Origin of the sequence: Mameliella sp. CS4, from assembly GCF_019392335.1 — a bacterium.
In the GTDB taxonomy this organism is placed as follows: domain Bacteria; phylum Pseudomonadota; class Alphaproteobacteria; order Rhodobacterales; family Rhodobacteraceae; genus Antarctobacter.
Genome location: NZ_JAHXRQ010000002.1, coordinates 171,889 through 193,177 on the forward strand (window position 1 = coordinate 171,889; position 21,289 = coordinate 193,177).

18 protein-coding genes are annotated in these 21,289 nt (G+C 64.9%); 13 read left to right on the plus strand and 5 right to left on the minus strand.

Features of this window, described 5'->3' with window-relative positions; translation table 11 throughout:
* Positions 1–43: 43 nt before the first annotated feature.
* From KZZ07_RS04135 to KZZ07_RS04145, 3 genes are all read right to left on the minus strand, one after another.
* Complete coding sequence (locus tag KZZ07_RS04135) at positions 44–1,621, minus strand: gamma-glutamyltransferase family protein (RefSeq protein WP_219512437.1); 1,578 nt, start codon at positions 1,619–1,621, stop codon at positions 44–46.
* Positions 1,622–2,054: 433 nt separating this feature from the next.
* On the minus strand, positions 2,055–2,456 hold the full coding sequence (locus KZZ07_RS04140) for an ATP-binding protein (protein WP_219512438.1): 402 nt from the start codon (positions 2,454–2,456) through the stop codon (positions 2,055–2,057).
* A 70-nt stretch (positions 2,457–2,526) separates the two neighbouring features.
* The gene (locus tag KZZ07_RS04145) at positions 2,527–2,856 is read right to left on the minus strand and encodes an STAS domain-containing protein (protein WP_219512439.1); all 330 of its coding nucleotides are present in this window, start codon (positions 2,854–2,856) and stop codon (positions 2,527–2,529) included.
* 87 nt (positions 2,857–2,943) lie between these two features.
* On the opposite strand from KZZ07_RS04145, the gene KZZ07_RS04150 reads away from it, so the two are divergent.
* The 9 genes from KZZ07_RS04150 (at position 2,944) to KZZ07_RS04190 (ending at position 14,802) form a co-directional block, all read left to right on the plus strand.
* Positions 2,944–4,116 carry an acetyl-CoA C-acyltransferase gene (locus KZZ07_RS04150; protein ID WP_219512440.1) on the plus strand — a complete coding sequence of 391 codons (1,173 nt, stop codon included), beginning with the start codon at positions 2,944–2,946 and terminating at the stop codon, positions 4,114–4,116.
* A 196-nt stretch (positions 4,117–4,312) separates the two neighbouring features.
* Positions 4,313–4,882, plus strand: coding sequence for a helix-turn-helix domain-containing protein (locus tag KZZ07_RS04155; protein WP_219512442.1), 570 nt, complete (start codon positions 4,313–4,315; stop codon positions 4,880–4,882).
* Positions 4,883–4,981: 99 nt separating this feature from the next.
* Entirely contained in the window at positions 4,982–5,350 is a 369-nt protein-coding gene (locus KZZ07_RS04160) for a GFA family protein (RefSeq protein WP_219512443.1), read from the plus strand.
* 11 nt (positions 5,351–5,361) lie between these two features.
* On the plus strand, positions 5,362–7,803 hold the full coding sequence (locus KZZ07_RS04165) for a GcvT family protein (RefSeq protein ID WP_219512444.1): 2,442 nt from the start codon (positions 5,362–5,364) through the stop codon (positions 7,801–7,803).
* Positions 7,800–8,720: a homocysteine S-methyltransferase family protein gene (locus KZZ07_RS04170; protein WP_219512445.1), complete on the plus strand. Its 921-nt coding sequence runs from the start codon at positions 7,800–7,802 to the stop codon at positions 8,718–8,720. The genes KZZ07_RS04165 and KZZ07_RS04170 overlap by 4 nt, the downstream gene beginning before the upstream one ends.
* Positions 8,721–8,810: 90 nt before the next feature.
* Positions 8,811–11,255, plus strand: coding sequence for a GcvT family protein (locus tag KZZ07_RS04175; protein WP_219512446.1), 2,445 nt, complete (start codon positions 8,811–8,813; stop codon positions 11,253–11,255).
* Between the two features lie 80 nt (positions 11,256–11,335).
* Positions 11,336–12,775, plus strand: a complete 1,440-nt coding sequence (locus KZZ07_RS04180) for a calcium-binding protein (RefSeq protein ID WP_219512447.1) — start codon at positions 11,336–11,338, stop codon at positions 12,773–12,775.
* A 45-nt stretch (positions 12,776–12,820) separates the two neighbouring features.
* A complete protein-coding gene (locus KZZ07_RS04185; RefSeq protein WP_219512448.1) occupies positions 12,821–13,465 on the plus strand; it encodes an RluA family pseudouridine synthase in 645 nt (214 codons plus the stop codon).
* 200 nt (positions 13,466–13,665) lie between these two features.
* A complete protein-coding gene (locus KZZ07_RS04190; protein WP_255564153.1) occupies positions 13,666–14,802 on the plus strand; it encodes a hypothetical protein in 1,137 nt (378 codons plus the stop codon).
* A gap of 321 nt (positions 14,803–15,123) precedes the next feature.
* On the opposite strand, the gene KZZ07_RS04195 is transcribed toward KZZ07_RS04190, so the two are convergent.
* Complete coding sequence (locus KZZ07_RS04195) at positions 15,124–16,563, minus strand: aldehyde dehydrogenase family protein (protein WP_219512450.1); 1,440 nt, start codon at positions 16,561–16,563, stop codon at positions 15,124–15,126.
* Between the two features lie 192 nt (positions 16,564–16,755).
* Between KZZ07_RS04195 and KZZ07_RS04200 the strand changes: the two genes are divergently transcribed.
* The 3 genes from KZZ07_RS04200 to KZZ07_RS04210 all read left to right on the plus strand — a co-directional run bounded on the left by KZZ07_RS04200 (position 16,756) and on the right by KZZ07_RS04210 (position 19,460).
* Complete coding sequence (locus KZZ07_RS04200) at positions 16,756–17,409, plus strand: peroxiredoxin (RefSeq protein WP_219512451.1); 654 nt, start codon at positions 16,756–16,758, stop codon at positions 17,407–17,409.
* 114 nt (positions 17,410–17,523) lie between these two features.
* Positions 17,524–18,567 (plus strand): succinylglutamate desuccinylase/aspartoacylase family protein, encoded by a 1,044-nt coding sequence (locus KZZ07_RS04205; protein ID WP_370631075.1) that lies wholly within the window; start codon positions 17,524–17,526, stop codon positions 18,565–18,567.
* Between the two features lie 104 nt (positions 18,568–18,671).
* Positions 18,672–19,460, plus strand: coding sequence for an exodeoxyribonuclease III (locus KZZ07_RS04210; RefSeq protein WP_219512453.1), 789 nt, complete (start codon positions 18,672–18,674; stop codon positions 19,458–19,460).
* Between the two features lie 123 nt (positions 19,461–19,583).
* On the opposite strand, the gene KZZ07_RS04215 is transcribed toward KZZ07_RS04210, so the two are convergent.
* Entirely contained in the window at positions 19,584–20,303 is a 720-nt protein-coding gene (locus KZZ07_RS04215; RefSeq protein ID WP_219512454.1) for a hypothetical protein, read from the minus strand.
* Positions 20,304–20,374: 71 nt separating this feature from the next.
* Here KZZ07_RS04215 and trxA point away from each other — a divergent pair, with 71 nt between their 5' ends.
* Positions 20,375–21,286 carry a thioredoxin gene (gene trxA, locus KZZ07_RS04220; protein WP_219512455.1) on the plus strand — a complete coding sequence of 304 codons (912 nt, stop codon included), beginning with the start codon at positions 20,375–20,377 and terminating at the stop codon, positions 21,284–21,286.
* The last annotated feature ends 3 nt before the right edge of the window (positions 21,287–21,289 follow it).

Genomic DNA, 21,289 nt, shown 5'->3' on the forward strand with positions numbered 1-21,289 from the left:
AGAATACGGCGCCGTTAAGAAATCTAAACGGCTTTTGGAGACATCAGTAACCGATCGCGCAACCGTCCTTGCGCGGGTCCGACGCCCCTTCGAGCACGCCGTTCTGATGGATGCGGATCGCCTGTGCGCCGCCAATCGGGGCGTTGGGTACCTCGATCTCGTGCCCCATCTCTGCCAGCTTGGCAAAGACCGCCTCGTCATGGCCACGCTCCAGCCGCAGCTTGCTGCCGTCCGCAAAGCTGCGTGGCGCGTCCAGGGCCGCCTGTGGATCCATGCCGAAATCGATCATGTTGGTCAGTACGCGCGCATGGCCGTTGGGCTGGTACTGACCGCCCATGACGCCAAAGGGCATGGCCACACGGCCCTCTTCGACCAGCATCCCGGGGATGATCGTGTGCATCGGCCGTTTGCCACCGGCCATTTCGTTCGGGTGCCCCTCGGCCAGGGTAAAGCCCGCGCCACGGTTCTGGAACAGGATGCCGAATTTGTCGGACGCGATCCCCGAGCCGAAGCTGTTGAAGATCGAGTAGATCAGCGAGACGGCCATGCGGTCGCGGTCGACGACGGTGATATAGATCGTCTCGCGGTGGACCTCTTCGGACAGGGTCGCGGCTGAGACCATCGCGCGCTTCGGGTCGATCAGCGCCGCCAGCCGGGCCGCTGTCTCGGGGCTTTTCAGGTGGTCCAGCCGGGTCATGTGATCGGCATCGGCCAGGAAACGGTTGCGCGCGTCATAGGCCAGCTTGGCGGCCTCCGCCTCGATGTGGATGCGTTCGGCGCCGAAGGGATCCATCGCGGCCAGATCGAAATGCGACAGGATGTTGAGCAGCAGGTGCGCGGTCACACCCTGGCCGTTGGGCGGATGCTCCAGCAGCTCGCGGCCCTTGTACGTCCCCGAGATCGGGTCGCCGATGGTGCAGGCGGCGGCCGCGAAATCCTCTAGGCTGTGGACCCCACCGGCGGCGTTCAGCGCGGCGCACATGTCCTCGGCGACCTCGCCGCTGTAGAACCCGTCGCGCCCTTCGACCGCGATTCGCCGCAGGACCTCGGCATTGCCGGGCAGGCGAAAGACCCCGCCGGTCACGGGCAGCGCGCCGCCATCCAGGTAGTGCTGGCGCGCTGCGCCCTGCAGCCGGTCCTGCGCCTCTTCCCAGTCGAAGGCGACGCGCGGCGCCACTGGCACGCCGTCGTCCATTGCCCGGATCGCAGGCGCCAGGCTGTCCGCCAGGCCCAGCCGCCCCCAACGGTCGGACATGGTGCAGAAGGCATCGACCGCGCCGGGGATCGTGACCGCATGTGCGCTGGCGACCGGCACTGCCTGGTGCCCTTCGGCGCGCAGGGCGGCGGCACTTGCCGCCTCGGGTGCGCGGCCCGATCCGTTGATCGCGACGACCTCGTCCCCGCCTGCCGGCGAGACCAGCGCGAAACAGTCGCCGCCCAGCCCGGTCATCGCCGGTTCCGCCACGCCCAGCAGGGTCGCACCGGCGATCGCCGCGTCCATCGCGTTGCCGCCCCGTTGCAGGATGTCGACCGCTGCCTGCGCGGCCAGCGGGTGCGAGGTCGCGCACAGCCCGTTCAGGGCCAGCACGGGGGATCGTCCGGGTCTATGGAAATCGCGCATCTGCCTCACTGCTCCCTTGTTGCCGGGCAGAGCATACGGCGGCGTCTTGCGGCGTCAATCAGGAGGAGGGAACCTCGGCGCCACGCACTGGGTGGGGGCTGAAAACGCGTGACGCCGAGGGAAGCCATATGCAGCTACAAGGTCAACCTGCGCGTCAATGCGGGCGGAAGTATGGTCCGGTCCGGGTAATGTCGTGGCACCGTGCAGGCACTGGCATCAACCCGCTTTCCGCGCGCGGATTGATCGCGGCGGGCGGCGGCGAATGTGTGATTTTCGGGGGAGAAAGTCCTCGACGCCGCGCACTGGGTGGGGGCTGAAAACGCGCGGCGCCGAGCGAAGCCATATGCAGCTTACAAAAACCAGGATGGCGGCGAATCCGGGCCGCATTTGGGCGGCAGCGGGGCAATACGGCGGCGTTTGGCCGCAGATCCTGTCAGCCCAGCGGGATGGAAAGGGTCAGCCGGTTACGGTCCCCGTCATGGTGATAATCCAGGTTCTCGGCGAGCGAGCGGATCAGGAACCAGCCAAATCCGCCTTCCGGCAGATCCTGTTCCGAAACATCCAGATTGACCGGCGCCCCAAAGGGAAGCGTGCCGCAGGGCATGGGCCGGCCGAAATCGGTGAACTCCACCGCCAGCCTGTCGGCCGCGAAAACCAATCGCAGCAGGATGTCGCCGCCGGCGCGGTCCTCATAGGCGTGTTCGACGATGTTGTTGAGGACTTCGGCGACCACCAGTTCCCAGTTGTTGTCCGGCGGCGGTGCCATCTCTTGGTCCTGCAATAGCGCGTGGATGTCGGTCAGGGTCGCGCGCACATCCTCTGCGGTGCTGTCCATTCGGCAGCAAACCTGGAATGCGCCGTCCTCGAGCCGCTCGGCCTGCATGGTCTGTCGCTCCGGCCCGGGATCAAGCGCTGGCAGCGGCTTCGGCAGAGGGATGGATGGCAAAAATCGAATCCATGCGCGTCATGCGGAATACCTTGTCCACAGCGGGTCGCAGCCCGGCCAGTTCCAGTTTGCCCCCGCGGGGCATCAATTTCATCGCCGCGACGATCGCGCCCAGGCCACTGGAATCGATGAAATCCACCTGGCTCAGGTCAAGCACGTAGCGGGGTTTCTCGTTTCCCAGGATCTCGCGCATGCGGTCCTTGAACTGAATCGCCACAGCGGCATCGATTCGGGCTGCGTCGACCGTGATGATGTCCACGCCGTCGCGGTGATCTGTGGTAAGTCTCATGCCGTTCCCCAAGTCATGGATCGGGAGAACCCTAGACGGCAATCCTTACCTTTCTGTATGCACATCCGGGTAAAGGGAGGCATTCGCATGGAAACTGTCGTGATCACCGGGGCGTCGCGGACGCCGATGGGGGGCTTTCAGGGGGTTTTTGCCGAACAGGCGGCCAGCACGCTGGGCGGCGCGGCGATCCGCGCGGCGCTGTCGCAGGCAGGCGGCACGGCGGTCGACGAGGTGCTGATGGGCTGCGTGCTGCCGGCAGGGCAGGGGCAGGCCCCCGCACGTCAGGCGGGATTCGCGGCGGGCTTGGGCGAAGAGGTGCCGGCCACCACGTTGAACAAGATGTGCGGCTCGGGCATGAAAGCGGCCATGATGGCCTGGGACCGGCTGGCGCTGGGACAGGCCGCGACCATCGTCGCGGGCGGCATGGAGTCGATGACCCAGGCGCCTTACATTCTGCCCAAGATGCGGAGTGGCGCCCGCATCGGTCACGGTCAGGTAATCGACCACATGTTCCTCGACGGGCTGGAGGATGCCTATGACAAGGGCCGCCTCATGGGCACCTTTGCCGAGGATTGCGCCGAGGCCTTCCAGTTCACCCGCGAGGCGCAGGACCAGTATGCGCTGGCCTCTTTGTCCAACGCGCTGGACGCGGAACGGACTGGCGCCTTCGACGATGAGATCACCCCGGTCACCCTGCACATGCGACACGGTGAGGAAATCATCACCCGTGACGAACAGCCCGGCAAGGCGCGGCCAGAAAAGATCCCGATGCTGAAACCGGCTTTCCGAAAGGACGGGACGGTGACGGCGGCCAATTCCTCTTCGATCTCGGACGGGGCAGCGGCGCTGGTGCTTTCGACGCTGGATGCCGCCGTCGCAGCCGGGGCCACACCCCGCGCCAAGGTCCTTGGCCATGCCTCGCACGCGCAGGCCCCGTCCCTGTTCCCCACCGCGCCGGTTCCGGCGGCACGCAAACTGCTGGAGCGTATCGGATGGAAGATCGGCGATGTTGACCTCTGGGAAGTCAACGAGGCCTTTGCCGTTGTGCCGATGGCCTTCATGCATGAAATGGGCCTGCCGCGCGACGTGGTGAACGTGAACGGCGGCGCCTGTGCGCTGGGCCACCCGATCGGCGCCTCGGGTGCGCGGATCATCGTGACATTGCTGAACGCGCTGGAAAAGCGCGGGGCGAAACGCGGGGTTGCGGCGATCTGCATCGGCGGCGGAGAGGGCACGGCCATCGCCATCGAGCGGATCTGATCCGGAGAGGGCGCAAAGACCCCCGCTTGCGAAATACCCGCCGGGATCATCGTCTCGCTCGCCGAGGGCGAGACGATGAAGGCCCTCCCTGTGGCGATCTTGCGCGACGCATCGCGTGGTTCGTGAAAAAATGCTTTGAGATTTCACGCGACTCTGGCACCGTGAAATCCAAGCCTGTTTTTTCACGGACCTCACGATGTCGCATCCCTCCCCGCTTCCCAAGACTCTTGGCGCCGATCTGCGCGCGCTCAGGCGCACACGCGGGTTGACGCTGCAGCAGCTGGCCGACCGGCTTGGCCGCTCTGTCGGCTGGCTGAGCCAGGTGGAACGTGATCTTTCCGACCCGTCGATCACCGACCTGCGGCACCTGGCCGAGGCGCTTGAGGTTTCGGTTTCGATGCTGGCGAGGCACGAGGCCGCTGCCGGGCCCGAGACGGGCCGGATCGTCCGGCAGGGCAGCCGTCGGCCCATCGGGTCGCGCACGTCCGGGTTGGTCGAGGAACTGCTCTCTCCCGACCTGACAGACGACTTCGAGATGGTGCATTCCACGTTCCAGCCGCATTCCGAGATCGGTGAGACGGTGACGCGGCCCACCCAGGAACTGGGGTACCTGGTGTCCGGAAAGCTGGTGATGACCATCGGGGACGCGCGTTTCACAATCCATCCCGGCGACAGCTTTCGCATCCGTGGCGAGCCGTTCCGCTGGGAAAACCCCTTTGACGAGGCTGCGGTGGCGATCTGGGTGATCGCGCCGCCGGTTTACTGATGCCTTGTGCCCGTGGCGATGCCGGATGCCTCCGGCGGGAGTATTTTTTGAGAGAAGAAGCAGCAGGTCCCGCGCCTGCCCGAAACCGGAGTTGACATCATGACCAGGGGCCAATGCCTTTGTGGCGCCATCACTTTTGAAACCGACGCCGCGCCGCAGGGGGTCAGCGTCTGCCATTGCGGGCAGTGCCGGCGCCAGTCGGGACATCTCTGGGCCTCTGCCTATGTCCCGCGTGCGACGCTGCGGATCACCGGGGCGGTGCGCTGGTACGACAGTTCGGCCGATGCACGGCGCGGGTTCTGCCCCAACTGCGGCAGCTTCCTGTTCTGGCACGCCCATGACGAGGACACGATGAGCTTTGCCCTGGGCGCGCTGGATACACCGACCGGGGTGCGCCTGGAAAAGCATATCTTCACCGCCGACAAGGGCGATTACTACCAGATCGCGGACGGCGTTCCGCAGAAATGAGCGAGGGGATCATGTCCGAGTTTCCGACACAGGCCCGCGTGGTCATCATCGGCGGCGGCGCGGTCGGCGCCTCTTGCGCCTATCACATTGCCAAGGCCGGGTGGGACTGCGTCCTGCTGGAAAAGAACGAGCTGACCGCCGGGTCGACCTGGCACGCGGCGGGCAACTGTCCCTCGTTCAGCACCTCCTGGGCGGTGATGAACATGCAGCGCTACTCGCTGGACCTGTACCGCCGCCTTGCGGAGGAGGTCGATTACCCGATGAACTACCATGTCACGGGGTCGATCCGCCTTGGCCATTCGCGCGAGCGCATGATGGAATTCGAACGCGCCCGCGCGATGGGACAATACCAGGGGATGGCGCTGGAGATGCTGGCGGTTTCGGATCTCAAGCACCGCTACCCGTTTCTTGAGACGCATGACCTGGCCGGCGCGCTCTACGATCCCGATGATGGTGACATCGACCCAGCGCAGCTGACCCAGGCCCTGGCCAAGGGCGCGCGTCTCGCCGGGGCGCGGATCGAACGGTTCTGCCCCGCCACCGGTGTCAGCCGCGATAACGGCGACTGGATCGTGCACACCCACAAGGGCGACATCCGCTGCGAGAAGGTGGTGAATGCCGCCGGGTACTATGCGCAGCGCGTCGGCGAATGGTTCAAGCCTTTCGGTGGCCGTACCGTGCCGATGGCGGTCATGAGCCACCAATTCTTTCTGACCGAGGAGATCCCGGCGCTCAAGGAGTGGTCGCAGGACAACGGCAAGCTGCCCCTGCTGCGCGATGTCGACAGCAGCTATTACCTGCGGCAAGAGAAATTCGGGCTGAACCTGGGCCCTTACGAACGCAACTGCAAGGCGCACTGGATCACGCCCGACGACCCCATGCCCGAAGATTTCTCGTTCCAGCTCTATCCCGATGATCTGGAGCGGCTGGAGTGGCACATCGAGGACGCGATGGCCCGCGTGCCGCTGTTGGGCGAGGGTGGCGTGGGGCGCAATATCAACGGTCCCATCCCCTATGCGCCGGACGGTCTGCCCTTGCTGGGCCCGATGCCCGGCGTGCCCGATGCCTATGAGGCCTGCGTCTTTACCTTTGGCATCACCCAGGCGGGCGGCGCGGGCAAGGTGCTGGCCGAGTGGGTCACCGAAGGCCAGACCGAATGGGACATGTGGGCCACCGACCCGCGCCGGTTTACCGACTATACCGACCCGCAGTACTGCGTGGACAAGGCGATGGAGGTCTACGGCCACGAATACGCCATGCATTTCCCGCATCATTCCTGGCCCGCCGCGCGGGATCGCAAGACCTCGCCGGTGCATGACCGGGTCAAGGCGCTGGGCGGGGTCATGGGGGTCTCCAACGGTTGGGAGCGGGCCAACTGGTTTGCCCAGCCGGGCGATGACACCTCCGAGGCCGCGACACAGACCTGGGATCGCGCCGGGCCGTGGGAGGCCCGCGTGCGCGAGGAATGCGAAGCGGTGCGCGACGGCGTGGGCGTTCTGGATCTGCCCGGCTTTTCGCGGTTCGATGTGCAGGGGCCGGGGGCGGCGGGCTGGTTGCTGTCGCGGATTGCCGGAACTCTGCCGGCGCCGGGCCGGATGAACCTGGCCTATTTCCCGGATGCGCGGGGCCGTATCCTGACCGAGATGAGCGTCATGGCGCATGGCCCCGATCACTTCATGCTGATCACCGCCGCTGCCGCGCAATGGCATGATCGCGATCTCTTGCTGGCGGACAAGCCTGCGGGGATCACCGTGAGTGACCGCACGCGCGATTTTTCCACCCTGATCGTCACCGGCCCCAAGGCCCGCGACCTGTTCGGGGCACTCGGGACCGAGGCGGACCTGACGCTGCCTTGGCTGTCGGTCCAGCAGGCGGTTGTCGGTGACATTGCCTGCGGGCTGGCGCGGGTGTCCTTCGCCGGGGAGTTGGGCTGGGAAATCCACGCGGCCACGGCCGAGATCCCGGCCCTCTATGAGGCGGTGCTGGGGGCCGGGGCCAGACCGTTCGGCATGTTCGCCCTCGACAGTTTGCGCATCGAAAAGGGCTATCGTGCCTGGAAAGGCGATCTTTCCACCGACTATTCCCTTTTTGAGGCCGGGCTGGACCGCTTCGTCAGGCTCGACAAGCCGCAGGATTTTCCCGGCAAGGACGCGCTGACCGCCGAAGCGGTGGCGGGCCCAAAGAAACGCTTTGTCACGCTGGTGGTCGAAACCGGTGAGGCGGACGCCCCCTATATGTCGACCCTCTGGCAGGGCGATGAAATTGTCGGAGAGACCACCTCTGGCGCCTGGGGATACCGCGTCGGCGCCTCCATCGCGCTGGGCATGGTGCGGGCAGACCTGGCCGTGCCGGGCACCGAACTGGCGATCGATATCTTTGGCCAAAGGCGCCGTGCCACGGTTCAGCCGGACGGGCCGCTTTGGGATCCACAAAACGAGAGGTTGAAAGCATGAGCCGAATAACCCTGCTGGACGGTGGCATGGGGCAGGAACTGGTCCGCCGCAGCGGCGCCCCGGTCAGCCCGCTCTGGGCCACGCAGGTCATGTTGGATCGTCCCGGTCTGGTCGCGGAGGTGCACCGCGACTATGCCCAAGCCGGGGCCAGTGTGGCCACGACGAACACCTACGCCATCCATCGCGACAGGCTGCGGGGCGGGGCGTCCAATCACTATGCCGCCGACGGCACCGAACTGCCGGATCTCGAAGCGAGGTTCGTGGATCTGCATCGTGCCGCCCTGGAAGAGGTGGCCGCGGTCCGCGACAGCGGTCGCGTTGCAGGCTCCATCGGGCCGCTGGGCGCAAGCTATCGCGCCGACCTGCATCCGGACGAGACGGAGGCCGTCCCGCTCTACGCCGAGGTGGCAAAGCTGTTGGCGCCCTCCGTCGACCTGCTGCTGTTCGAGACCATCCCCTCGCTCGCCGCGGCCCGCGCCTGCCTTGCGGCGGGCCGACAGACCGATCGCCCGGTCTGGCTGGCCTTTACCGTCGATGACGAGGACGGCAGCCGCCTGCGCTCGGGAGAGGCCCTGTCCGGAGCGGCAGACATCGCGGCTGAGGCCGACGCGGTGCTTGCGAATTGCTCTGCGCCAGAGGCGATGCCGGCGGCGCTCGACGCCATGTCCCTCTCCGGTACGCCCTTCGGCGCCTATGCCAATGCCTTCACCACATTGACCAAGGACTACGTTGCGGGCGGCACCACGGCCGCCGCCCTCTCGGCCCGCCGCGACATGGGGCCAGAGGCCTACGCGGACCACGTCATGGGCTGGGTCGACCAGGGCGCCACCATCGTCGGGGGCTGTTGCGAAACGAACCCCGCCCATATCGCGGAAATTGCGCGCCGCCTGCGCGCCGCAGGGCATGAGATCGTCTGATGTTTCTTCTTGGCAAAAATACCCCAAATCGCGCCCGAAGGGCGCGCCGGTCGGACGCGCAAGCGTCCGAAACTCTGATGAGGTCCTGACATGCCCCTTCCCACCAAGGCCCGCGCCGTCATCATCGGCGGCGGTGTCATCGGCTGTTCGCTCGCTTATCACCTGACCAAACTGGGCTGGACCGACGTGGTCCTTCTGGAACGCAAGCAGCTGACCTCCGGCACCACATGGCACGCCGCCGGCCTCATCGCCCAGCTGCGCGCCAGTGCCAACATGACCCGGTTGGCGAAATACAGCCAGGAACTCTACGGCAGGCTCGAAGAGGAAACCGGCATCGCCACAGGCTTCCGTCGGGTTGGGTCCATCACCGCCGCCCTGACCACGGAACGGCACGAGGAATTGCGCCGCTCCGCCGCGATGGCCCGCGCCTTCGGGGTCGAGATCGACGAGGTCGATACGGCTGAGATCGCCGGCAAGTATCCTCATCTCAATACCGATGACGTGCTGGGCGGGGTCTATCTGCCCAAGGACGGGCAGGGCGATCCGGGCAATATCGCTCTGGCGCTTGCCAAGGGCGCCCGCCAGCGCGGCGCCTTGATCGCCGAGCGTACCAAGGCCACCGGCGTGACCGCCGACCGGGACCGCATCACGCAGGTTCACTGGCAGGCAGAGGATGGCACTTCGGGCAGTATCGAGGCGGATCATGTGGTCAACTGCGCCGGCATGTGGGGGCGCGAGGTGGGCGCGATGCTGGGCACCGATGTGCCCCTGCAGGCCTGCGAGCATTTCTATATCGTTTCCGAACCCATCGCGGGCCTGACCCAGCTTCCCGTCCTGCGCGTTCCCGACGAATGCGCCTATTACAAGGAGGACGCGGGCAAGCTGATGTTGGGCGCCTTTGAACCCGGCGCCAAACCCTGGGCGCTGCAGGGCATCCCGGGGGATTTCGAATTCGACCAGTTGCCCGAGGATTTCGACCATTTCGAACCGATCCTTGAAAAGGCGGTCAACCGGATGCCCATTCTGGGCAGCGCAGGCATCCATACCTTCTTCAACGGCCCTGAATCCTTTACCCCCGACAATGCCTATTACATGGGGCTCTGTCCCGGGCGCGCGAATGTCTGGGTCGCTGCGGGCTTCAATTCCATCGGAATCCAGTCGGCGGGCGGCGCGGGCATGGCGCTGGCGCAGTGGATGCATGACGGTGAAAAGCCGTTTGACCTCGGCGATGTGGATATCGCCCGCGCGCAGGGGTTCCAGACCAACCGCAGCTACCTTGCCGCCCGCGTGTCGGAAACGCTGGGTCTGCTCTACGCCGATCACTTTCCCTATCGGCAAAAGGAAACCGCGCGCGGTCTTCGCCGCTCGCCGTTCCATGACCGGCTGGCGGAACGTGGCGCCGTCTTTGGCGAGCTGGCAGGCTGGGAGCGGGCCAACTGGTACGCGCGGCCCGGACAGGAGCACAGCTATACCTACAGCTGGCGACGCCAGAACTGGTTCGACAATGCCGCCGCCGAACACCGCGCCATCCGCGAGAATGTCGCGATGTACGACATGTCCTCTTTCGGCAAGCTGCGGGTCGAAGGGCGCGACGCAGAGGGCTTTCTCAATTTTGTCTGCGGCGCCGATATGACCGTACCCGTGGGTAAGGTCGTTTATTCACAGTTCCTTAACGGTCGCGGCGGGATCGAGGCGGATGTCACCGTCACCCGTCTGTCCGAAACCGCTTACCTGGTTGTTACCCCTGCTGCCACGCGCCGGGCCGACGAGACATGGCTGCGCCGCCATGTCGGAGAGCGAAACGTGGTGATAACCGACGTGACCTCGGCAGAGGGCGTGCTGGCCGTCATGGGGCCGAAGGCCCGGGATGTGATGCAGGCCGTCTCGCCCGATGATTTCTCGAACGCGGCCAACCCTTTCGGCACCGCCCAACGGATCGAGATCGGCATGGGCGAGGCGCGGGTTCACCGTGTCTCTTACGTCGGCGAACTGGGGTGGGAGGTCTATGTCCGCGCCGATATGGCCACCCATGTGTTCGACACGCTCTGGCAGGCGGGGCAGGATTTCGGGCTGCAACTTGCGGGGATGCACGTCATGGACACATGCCGCGCCGAAAAGGGGTTTCGCCACTTCGGCCATGACATCACCTGCGAGGATCACGTCCTGGAGGCCGGTCTGGGATTTGCGGTCAAGACCGCCAAGCCCGAGTTCATCGGTCGCGACGCGGTAATGGCAAAGCGCGATGCCGGGCTGGACAAGCGACTGGTCCAGTTTCTGCTGAACGATCCCGAACCGCTGCTTTACCATAATGAGCCTGTCCTTCGGGACGGTCAGATCGTCGGCCACCTGAGCTCTGGCGCCTATGGCCACACGCTGGGCGGGGCGGTGGGGCTGGGCTATGTCCCTTGCAAGGGCGAAACAACCGATCAGCTCTTGTCCTCGACCTATGAAATCGACGTCGCCGGCACGCGGGTGCCTGCGCGGGCCTCGCTCAAACCGCTCTACGATCCGAAATCCGAACGGGTCCGCGCCTGACGGATTGATCGTGGTCAAACCGCCACTGTTCTCCCTGTGTTAGTTTGGTGACGGCGCATAGGCAGAGGAGGTCCGGGCAAATGGCCATCGTCTATCAATCCACCGACACCAGCACCGCGGTTTTCGTGGCGAACGGCGATCAGCTGGTCGTCGAAGACGGCGTCCGCATCTCGGCGTCGGGAACGGCAGTGGTCCTGTCGACGGGGGCCGTCGAAGGCCGCATCTTCAACTACGGCCATATCACCGGCCCGTCGCCCATCAACCTCGGTACGGAACAATCCCGGATCGTCAATCACGGCACGATCACCGCGACCGACGGGAGCGCCTTCTACGTGACGGCGCCCGGGTCGACCAGCAGCGCCCAGACCATCGTCAATTACGGCGCGATCGACACGACATGGGACCTGATCGATTTCGGCCCCACCTCCGGCACCTTCGGCCTGGCCTTCATCAATTACGGCACGTTCAAGGCCTGGGGCTACACCAGTTGGTCCTACATCGATCTCAACGCGTCCTACACCAACCACGGCCAGATGAACGTTCACATCCTGCAAGGGAACTACGTCCTGAACACTGGCCTGCTCGAGGCGAATTACGTCTACGTGGGCCGGTACGACAGCGACACGTACGGCGGGACGCTCGTCAATCACGGCATCATGACGAACCTCGGACCTGCCGGCGTGCAAATCGACGGCTACCCAAGCCCCGACCGGGCGGTGAACTCCGGCGAGATCTTCGGCTCGGTCGATCTCGGCGGCGGCGCCGACCGCTACGAAGGCCTGGCCGGCGGTTTCGTGACCGAAGGCATCCGCGGCGGCGACGGCAACGATACGCTGGCCGGCGGCAGCAACGGCGACCTTCTGGAGGGCGAGGCGGACCAGGACTTGCTGGTGGGCCGCGACGGCGAGGATACCTTGCTGGGCGGCCCCGGCTTCGACACGCTCTTTGGGGGTGAAGGCAATGACCTGCTCGACGGCGGCACCAACAACGACACGCTGAACGCTCATGGCGGGAACGACACGGTCAGGGGCGACTACGGTGCCGACATCCTTGTGGGCATGGACGGGGCCGACCTGCTCGACGGCGGGCTAGGCAACGACACCATCGACGGCGGTCCTGGAAATGACACGCTCGAAGGTGGCGACGACGACGACGTGCTGCGCGGTCGCCTGGGCGAGGATGACCTCGCCGGCGGGCTGGGGCGCGATTTCCTGACCGGTGGGCCGGGGGCGGACAATTTCGTCTTTCGTACGCCCGCGCAAGCCGGGATCGGCGCCGCCCGCGACCAGATCCTCGACTTCGTGCCTGGCGAGGACATCATAAACGTGGTCTCGATGAGCGCGGGCGTCTTTTCCTTCATCGGCACCGCGCCCTTTTCCGGCATCAACCAGATCCGGGTGATCGAAACCACGACCGGCTCCAGCATCGTCCAGTTCAACACCGATACCGACCTCGACCCCGAGGCAGAGATCCGCGTGGCCAACGTGACCGGGCTGGGGGCGGAGGATTTCGCGCTCTGACGGTCAGGTCTTGAGCCGCGGCGCATCCTCTGCCAGAGGGGGCCCATGTCCAGCTACGATCCTCCACAAGGCGAGATCCCGGTCCTTTACGAGGACGCCGACCTGCTGGTCGTCGACAAGCCCGCTGGGCTGTTGTCGGTCCCCGGCAAGGGTGAGGACCTGCAGGATTGCCTGCTGAGCCGCTTGGAAAGGGCTTTTCCCACTGTTCGGCTGGTGCATCGGCTGGACCGGGATACATCGGGCGTTATGATCTTTGCCCTGACCCCCCATGCGCAGCGTCACCTGGGCAACCAGTTTGAAACCCGCAAGACGAAAAAGACCTATCTGGCCCGCCTGCATGGTCACCTGGAGCCCGCAACCGGCGAGGTCGATCTGCCGCTGATCGTCGACTGGCCCAACCGGCCCCGGCAAATGGTCTGCCATGAGACGGGCAAACCCGCGCTGACCGGCTGGAAGGTGCTGAAGAGCGGGGAGGGTGAGACCCGCGTGCGCCTGTTTCCGCACACCGGGCGCAGCCATCAGTTGCGTGTGCATACGCTGGCGCTGGGCCATCCGATCCTGGGCGATACGCTCTATGCACCGGAGACGGCAGACCAATACCCGCGCATGATGCTGCACGCCGAGGAACTGCGCGTGAACCATCCCGAAAGCGGCAAGGGCATGAAATTCCGCGCGCCCGCGCCGTTCTGAAGGGGTGGGGTGAGCCCGAATTGCCCGAAGCCGCGTATCGCACGAACGTCAATTTTTCACGTTGGACAGGCGGACGATGAGCGCAACGTCTTGAGCAGCCAGTCTCGACTGGCGTGAGCCGTCGCGATAGGATGCACGGAAATCCCGTTGACTGCAGACCTTGGTCGGTTGGTGGTCAAATCTCGTTCGTTGAGACGCCGATGTTCAATTTGCATAGAAAATTGCTCGTCTGCCTTCTGCCTTGGCTTGCCGGTCCGGTCATGGCCGAACGCGAGGTCCATGTCGTGTCGGTCGGCGATGGATACCAGACCGACGACTACTATGCCTTGCCCGAGGCCCGGCTATTGGTAGACCGCCCGGGCCAGGAAATCGGCCTTGTGTTGCTGGACGACGGCGAATTGCACTGGAAGATTGAAGCAACGGCCGGAACCATTATCGGCGAAATCATCAGGAGTGGCCCTGGCCCAATAGACAGCAAGGTCACTCTCTACGGGATTCCGATGGCTGGCGTCCAGGTTTCTGGGTTGCCCCTGGTGTTTCACCCATTGGGACGTGAGTTCCGAGCGCTGGTCGACAGCTTGTCGGACAGTATGGATACACAGCGCCTCAGCAGCTTCCAGGGGATACACAAGGCAACCGAGGTGCCGGTGAGGGTGGATCACGTCGACATCAGCACCGCCGGTCTCGCGCGCGAATACCTTTCGCAGCGCGTGGGGGAAACCGACGATCTGCCGCTGAAGATCCGCGACTGGGTCGAGAACAGGGGGGGCAACACAGACTTCACCTTGGCTTTCGATGAGACCGGGATCTCCCTTTCCGGCCCGACTGACACGCGACGGTTTCCGGTGACACCCGATGTCCCGGATGTCCTCTTACCGGCAGCGGCGGTGTACGACCCGGGCACGCAGATGATCTATTGCGTCACTTATGGCGACGAAGGCTACCTATACTCTGTCGATGTGCGGACCAGCGCATGGGCGGTCGTGACCAGCTTGGACGAGTATGACGCTGCGGGGTTGCTCTATGATCCGCATAGCCGCTTGCTGATAACCACCGGCGCATTTTCCCGACCGGGCGAGATCAAGGTTTTCGGATTGGACGGACGTCGGTCTTCGATCTTCATCCTGACCACGGCCTTTCCCGGATTGACCGACCTGTTCGACTACGGCAACGAACACGGGCTTCCGCTGATCCCCCAGGTTTTCAGCAAGGGATGGCTCATTCTCGAGGCTGTCGCGCGCCGCGACAACACCAATCCGGTCGCCGGGGCATATCGTATCTATGCCGTCCAGGTTGAGACCGGCGAAGTGCGTCTTCTGGACTATGGCAATGACTGAGGCTGAAAGCTTCGTTTGCGACCAGCAATGAAAGTCGGCGAGTGTTTCAGAGTCCTCTCACTCAATGGAGGTCTGTGACTCCGGAGCGGTCACCGGGACAAGATCGTCGAAGGGCCGCTCAGTCCCGCAGTGCTGACCTGCGCGCCGCAGGCTATGACATGGCATTTCCGGCGCATTCCTGAAACGGTTGACCGAAACGAAAAACGGGCCTCGGAAGAGGCCCGTATCTGAATGGAATGCGTTTTGCCGCTGTCACCCGCATGAAGGTATCGCGTCGTCGACCAATCGACATGCGCGCAGTCCTTCAGGCGACAGCGGGCGTCACTCGGCCGCCCAGCCGGACACGGCCTTGACCTCGACGAAGTCATGGATGCCCCAGCTGCCGCCCTCGCGGCCATTGCCGGACATCTTCATGCCGCCGAAGGGCGCGCCCGCGCCCCGGCTTTCGCCGTTCATCTCGACCATGCCCGACCGCAGCGCGCGGGCCATCCGCGCCCGCCGCGCGCCGTCCTGGCTCTGGACGTAGTTGGTCAGCCCGTAGGGCGTGTCGTTGGCGATCTGCACCGCCTCTTCCTCATCCTCGAACTTGAGGATCGACAGCACCGGGCCAAAGATTTCCTCCTGCGCGATGGTCATGTCGTTGGTCACGTCGGCAAAGACCGTGGGGCGGACGTAAAAGCCCTTGTTGAACCCCTCGGGACGGCCCGGGCCGCCCGCGACCACGCGCGCGCCTTCGGCGATGCCTTTCTCGATCAGGCCCTGGATCTTGTCCCATTGGCTGGCGTTCACCACCGGCCCGATGTGGCGTCCTTCCTCGGACGCGGGGCCGACGGTGATCTTGGAGGCAACAGCCGCCGCCTCTTCGACCACACGGTCATAGACCGAGGCCTCGACCAGCATCCGGCTGGGCGCGTTGCAGCTTTGCCCGGTGTTGTTCATCATGTGCAGCACGCCGCGCTTGACCGCCTTTTCGTCCGCATCGGCAAAGATCAGGTTCGCCCCTTTGCCGCCCAGTTCCAGGTGCACGCGCTTCAGCGTCTCGGCGGCGGCGATCGAGATCAGCCGCCCCGCGCGGGTCGAGCCGGTAAAGCTGACCATGTCCACGTCCGGGTGGCTGGAGAGTTGCGCGCCCACCCCCGCACCATCGCCGTTGACCAGGTTGAACACGCCCGGCGGCAGGTCGGCGGCCTGCATGATCTCGGCAAAGACCATCGCGTCCAGCGGGCTTTCCTCGGAGGGTTTCAGAACCATCGTGTTGCCCGCCACCAGGGCCGCGCCCACCTTGAGCGTGATCTGGTTCATCGGCCAGTTCCACGGCGTGATCAGCGCGCAGACGCCCACCGCCTCGTGGATGATGCGGTCATTCGGGGCGTGATCGCCCAGGGGGCGTTCCCAGGGAAAGTCCCTGGCCGCCTGGATGAAGGTCTTGAGGTGCCGGATGCCGGCGCCGACCTGCAGCGTCTTGGCCATGTCGATGGGGGCACCCATTTCCATGCTGATCGCGGTGCCCAGATCCTCGGCCCGTGCCTTGTAGGCTGCATAAACCCGCTCCAGCGCCGCGATCCGGTCCTCGACGGGGGTGGCCATCCAGCCGGGCAGGGCGGCCTTGGCGGCCGCGACGGCGGCATTGGTGTCCGCCTCACCGCCCAGGGAAATCACCGCGCAGGCCTCTTCGGTCGATGGGTCGATCACTTCGTGAGCGGTGCCCGCCAGAGGCTCGACCCAGGCGCCATTGATGTAGAACTGACGTTTCTCGATCATCTCATTACTCCTGCGTAGAAACACCGGCGCCCGCCGTTCCGGAAGGGTCCGAAGCGGCCGGGCGCCGGTTTTGCGGCACCTTGTCACCCCCTCTGCAGAGGCGCAAGACAGGGCTTTACATCCGCTATTTAGAATGTATCTAAACAGGCATAATCAATCCCGAGCATTTCGGACAGGAAAGGACTTCTGATCATGGCCCTGCGTATCAACGACGAACTCCCCAACCTCACCGTGACTACCGACCTGGGCGAGGTCACCCTGCACGACTGGATCGGCGACAGCTGGGCGATCCTCTTCTCGCACCCCAAGGATTTCACCCCCGTCTGCACCACCGAATTCGGCGCCGTGGCACAGCTGGCCGCCGAATGGGAAAAGCGCGGCACCAAGGTGATGGGCATTTCCGTCGACGGTGTCGAAGAGCACAAGCAGTGGAAAGGCGACATCGAGAAGACCGCCGGCGCGCCCGCGTCCTTCCCGATCATCGCCGACGAGGACATGGCCGTCTCCAAGGCGCTGGACATGCTGCCCGCTGAGGCCTACCTGCCCGACGGTCGTACCGCGGCGGACAGCGCTTCGGTGCGCTCGGTCTTCATCGTCGCGCCGAACAAGAAGGTGCAGCTGATGATGACCTATCCGATGTCGGTGGGCCGCAACTTTGCCGAAGTGCTGCGCGCGCTGGACGCCCTTCAGGCGACCTATGAAACCCCGATCGCAACCCCGGCCAACTGGACCGTGGGCCAGGACGTGATCGTGGCGCTGTCGCTGAACGACGAGCAGGCCAAGGAAAAGTTCGGCGAAGTCAACGCCGTGCTGCCCTATCTGCGCACCACCAAGATGCCGGTGTAATCCGGACCTGGAACCGGAAGACTGGCGGGCGTCCCATGCGGGACGCCCGTTTTCGTTGGGTGCAGGCGCTTGCACGCCGGGCCGCCTCGGCCTAATCGGGATGGAACAGGAGGCCTGACCATGCGGGACCCGTTCATTCTTGGCGACCAGAGCGTCGCGCCCGGCACGCGGCAGACGGTGGAGCTGCCGGTGTCCGTTTTGTCCGACCATACGCCGGTGACGCTGTCGGCACATGTCATTCACGGCAAACGGCCCGGCCCGGTCATGTTCGTGTCCGCCGCTATCCACGGCGATGAGGTCATCGGGGTCGAGGTGGTGCGGCGCCTTTTGAGGGCGGCGCCGGTTGCGCGGCTTTCCGGGACGCTGGTGGCGGTGCCGATCGTCAACACCTTCGGGTTTATCAACCGGTCCAGGTATCTGCCTGACCGGCGCGACCTGAACCGCAGCTTTCCGGGCTCTCCCCAGGGATCGCTGGCGGCCCGTCTTGCCCATCTCTTCCTGACCGAGATCGTGACGCGCTGCGATGTGGGGATCGACCTGCATTCGGCTGCCGTGGGCCGGACCAACCTGCCGCAAATTCGCCTGACCGCAGGCAACGCCCGGCTGCGGGCGCTGGGGGCGGCCTTTGCCGCGCCGGTGACGATGATGTCGAAGACCCGCGAAGGATCGCTGCGGCTGGTGGCGGAAAACGCGGGCGTCGACCTGCTGCTGTACGAAGCGGGCGAGGGGCTGCGGTTCGACGAACACGCGGCGCGCGCCGGGGTGGCGGGCATCCTGCGAGTGATGGAACGACTGGGCATGATCTCGGGGCGGGGCGTGCCGCGCGCAAGGGGCAACTCGGTGATCTGCGAGCGGTCGTCCTGGGTGCGCGCCTCGTCCGGGGGGCTGCTGCGCACGCTGAAACGGCGGGGCGACTACGTCGAGGCAGGCCAGGTGCTGGGCGTCGTGTCCGACCCGTTCGGAGAGCGCGAGGCCGAGGTGATCGCGGATGTGACCGGCATCCTTGTCGGTCGGTCCGACCTGCCGGTGGTGAACGAGGGTGATGCGCTCTTCCACATCGCCGAACCGCTGGAACCCGAAAAGGCCGAAGCCGCGGCGGAACGGTTCGACGCCGATCTCGAAGCGCCGCCCTTGTTCGATGAGGACGAGATCATCTGATTGATCTCAAACGACTTATTCCAAAAATCCCGGCCTGACGAAACCCGGTTGCGCAGGCCGCCCGGGCTTGGCAGTCTCGCCGGGCCTGAAACCCGGAGACGCTCATGCCCTTTACGCTTGCCACCTGGAACATCAACTCGGTCCGGCTGCGGGCGGGGCTGGTCGAGAAGCTCTTGACCGAGGAGGCGCCGGACGTGCTGTGCCTGCAGGAATGCAAGTCGCCGGTGGAGAAGATCCCGTACGAGACCTTTGCCGCGCTGGGCTATACCCACATGGTTGCCCGGGGTGAGAAGGGCTATAACGGGGTGGCGATCCTGTCGAAACGGCCGATCGAGGACGCGGGCGATCAGGATTTCGCCAACCTGGGACACGCGCGGCATGTCGCGGCGCGCATGGACAACGGTCTGATAATTCACAACTTCTACGTTCCCGCCGGCGGCGATGTGCCGGACCGCGAAAAGAACGTGAAGTTCGGGCAAAAGCTGGATTACGTCGCCGAAATGCGCGACTGGTTCGCTGCCGAGACCCCGCAAAAGGCGATCCTGGTGGGCGATCTGAACATCGCCCCGCTGGAGGATGACGTCTGGGATCACAAGAAGATGCTCAAGGTCATCTCGCACACGCCGGTCGAGGTCGAGGCGCTGGGTGACGCACAGGATGCCGGGGGCTGGGTGGACGTGACCCGCAAGGATTTGCCGGTGGGCAAGCTTTACAGCTGGTGGTCCTACCGGGCCAAGGACTGGGATGCCGCCGACAAGGGTCGGCGGCTGGACCACGTCTGGGCGACGTCTGACATTGCCAGTGCGGCGCATGGCAGCCGTATCCTGCGCGACGCGCGCGGCTGGGAAAAACCCTCGGACCACGCGCCTGTCTTTGCGAGTTTCGACCTCTGAGCCCTGCCAGATGCCACCATGTTTTGCGCCTGAGATCCTGTGACGATCAGATCTCAGGAGCCTGCGGCAAGGCAGGGATCTGTAGCGGGGCCGGCCCTGTGTGACAGGCACCCAAGGCCGATATCAATCGGCGTCGGCGATCCAGTCCCCGTTGGCGTCAATGTCCATACCCGGACAGTAGGTATAGGGCGCATCACGCAGACCCATCTTGTCCATCAAGGCGGCGCTGCCGTCGAGAAAGTTCTGAGGCGTGGCTGCGAACCAAAAACTGCGGATGCAGCTATTGGTATTGCAGGACCCACCGTAGGTCACAAAGTCTTCGCCCGTGACGATGTCGCATTTGCAGATCGCCCTGAGCGGATTCTTGGGATCGACCGTGCAGGGCTGGTCAAGGCAGTCGGTCCACGGGCTGTCGCCCGAACAGGAAATCACCGGATGTGGTGGGGCCTGCGCAAAGCTGTATTCCGAAAGCATCATTTTCACACCATTGGCATGGGTGCGCGGCGCACGGTCGCCACACAAGGATGTTCCGTAATTATCGCCCTCGATCACTTCGCAGTCGCAGATCGCCGCGCCGGAGGGATCGGTCGGGTCGGGCACGCAGGGCGCCGATGTGCACAGCGCGTATTGCGAGGTGCACACCACCGGCGTGTCTGTGGCATAGGGCGACTCGGCCCGGCACGTGACCGCGAAAACGATGAGAAAAGCCGAGAAGGCAGCGCGTGACGCGAATTGGGTATTGTCAGTCCCTTTGAAAATTGAGATCGGCATAAACGTGTTTATTGCGGCAGTATGCATCTTTTGGTTGTGTCGAGGCAATGGTTTCCTGCCCGTGACGGCCAAGCCGCCCCTTGCATGCCACCCTCTGCTGCGCCATCTACGGTCCATCACATATTCAACCGCGTGAGGGCGACATGCTGGAACTGGGCGGCGGCCAACCGGCTGCGGACAACCTGATCAAAGACATCTCCGAAGCGGAGTTCATGGCGGAAGTCGTGGACGGTTCTGCCGAGGTTCCCGTCATCGTCGACTTCTGGGCGCCTTGGTGCGGCCCGTGCAAGACGCTTGGCCCGATGCTCGAAGATGCGGTCAAGGCGGCCAAGGGCGCCGTCAAGATGGTCAAGGTCAACGTGGACGAGGCCCAGCAGATTGCCGGGCAATTGCGCATCCAGTCGATCCCGACGGTCTATGCCTTTTTCAAGGGCCAGCCGGTCGACGGGTTCCAGGGCGCGGTGCCGCAATCCGAGCTGCAGGCCTTTGTCGAACGCGTCGTTCAGGCGGCGGGCGGCGATGCTTCTGGCGGGCTGGACGATGCCGTGGCCGCGGCCGAAGAGATGCTGGACCAAGGCGCGGCGGTGGATGCCGCCCAGACATTTGCCGCGATCCTGGAAGAGGACCCGGCCCATGCCGGTGCCTACGCGGGTCTGGTGCGGGCTCATATCGCGATGGACGACCTGGAGCAGGCCGAGGCGATCCTGAACGGCGCCCCGGTGGAGATTTCCAAGGCGCCGGAACTGGAAGCGGCCCATGCGGCGCTGGAACTGGCGAAACAGGCGGCGGACGCGGGTCCCGTGGCGGACCTGACCGCCAAGGTCGAGGCCGACCCCGAGGACAAGCAGGCGCGGTTCGACCTGGCGCAGGCGATGTATGCCAATGGCGATGCCGAAGGTGCAGTGGACCAGCTGCTTGAGATTTTCCGCCGCGACCGCGAGTGGAACGACGGCGCCGCCAAGGCGCAGCTATTCACTATCTTCGAGGCGCTGAAGCCCAATGATCCCGTGGCCCTGAACGGACGGCGGAAATTGAGCTCGATGATATTTGCCTGACCG

Coding starts and splice junctions, on each gene's coding strand:
- KZZ07_RS04210 (WP_219512453.1), top strand. CDS start 18,672: ATGCCCTTTACGCTTGCCACCTGGAACATCAACTCGGTCCGGCTGCGG.
- KZZ07_RS04180 (WP_219512447.1), top strand. CDS start 11,336: ATGGCCATCGTCTATCAATCCACCGACACCAGCACCGCGGTTTTCGTG.
- KZZ07_RS04160 (WP_219512443.1), top strand. CDS start 4,982: ATGACCAGGGGCCAATGCCTTTGTGGCGCCATCACTTTTGAAACCGAC.
- KZZ07_RS04140 (WP_219512438.1), bottom strand. CDS start 2,456: ATGGACAGCACCGCAGAGGATGTGCGCGCGACCCTGACCGACATCCAC.
- KZZ07_RS04185 (WP_219512448.1), top strand. CDS start 12,821: ATGTCCAGCTACGATCCTCCACAAGGCGAGATCCCGGTCCTTTACGAG.
- KZZ07_RS04195 (WP_219512450.1), bottom strand. CDS start 16,563: ATGATCGAGAAACGTCAGTTCTACATCAATGGCGCCTGGGTCGAGCCT.
- trxA (WP_219512455.1), top strand. CDS start 20,375: ATGCTGGAACTGGGCGGCGGCCAACCGGCTGCGGACAACCTGATCAAA.
- KZZ07_RS04165 (WP_219512444.1), top strand. CDS start 5,362: ATGTCCGAGTTTCCGACACAGGCCCGCGTGGTCATCATCGGCGGCGGC.
- KZZ07_RS04175 (WP_219512446.1), top strand. CDS start 8,811: ATGCCCCTTCCCACCAAGGCCCGCGCCGTCATCATCGGCGGCGGTGTC.
- KZZ07_RS04170 (WP_219512445.1), top strand. CDS start 7,800: ATGAGCCGAATAACCCTGCTGGACGGTGGCATGGGGCAGGAACTGGTC.
- KZZ07_RS04145 (WP_219512439.1), bottom strand. CDS start 2,856: ATGAGACTTACCACAGATCACCGCGACGGCGTGGACATCATCACGGTC.
- KZZ07_RS04150 (WP_219512440.1), top strand. CDS start 2,944: ATGGAAACTGTCGTGATCACCGGGGCGTCGCGGACGCCGATGGGGGGC.
- KZZ07_RS04155 (WP_219512442.1), top strand. CDS start 4,313: ATGTCGCATCCCTCCCCGCTTCCCAAGACTCTTGGCGCCGATCTGCGC.
- KZZ07_RS04200 (WP_219512451.1), top strand. CDS start 16,756: ATGGCCCTGCGTATCAACGACGAACTCCCCAACCTCACCGTGACTACC.
- KZZ07_RS04135 (WP_219512437.1), bottom strand. CDS start 1,621: ATGCGCGATTTCCATAGACCCGGACGATCCCCCGTGCTGGCCCTGAAC.
- KZZ07_RS04190 (WP_255564153.1), top strand. CDS start 13,666: ATGTTCAATTTGCATAGAAAATTGCTCGTCTGCCTTCTGCCTTGGCTT.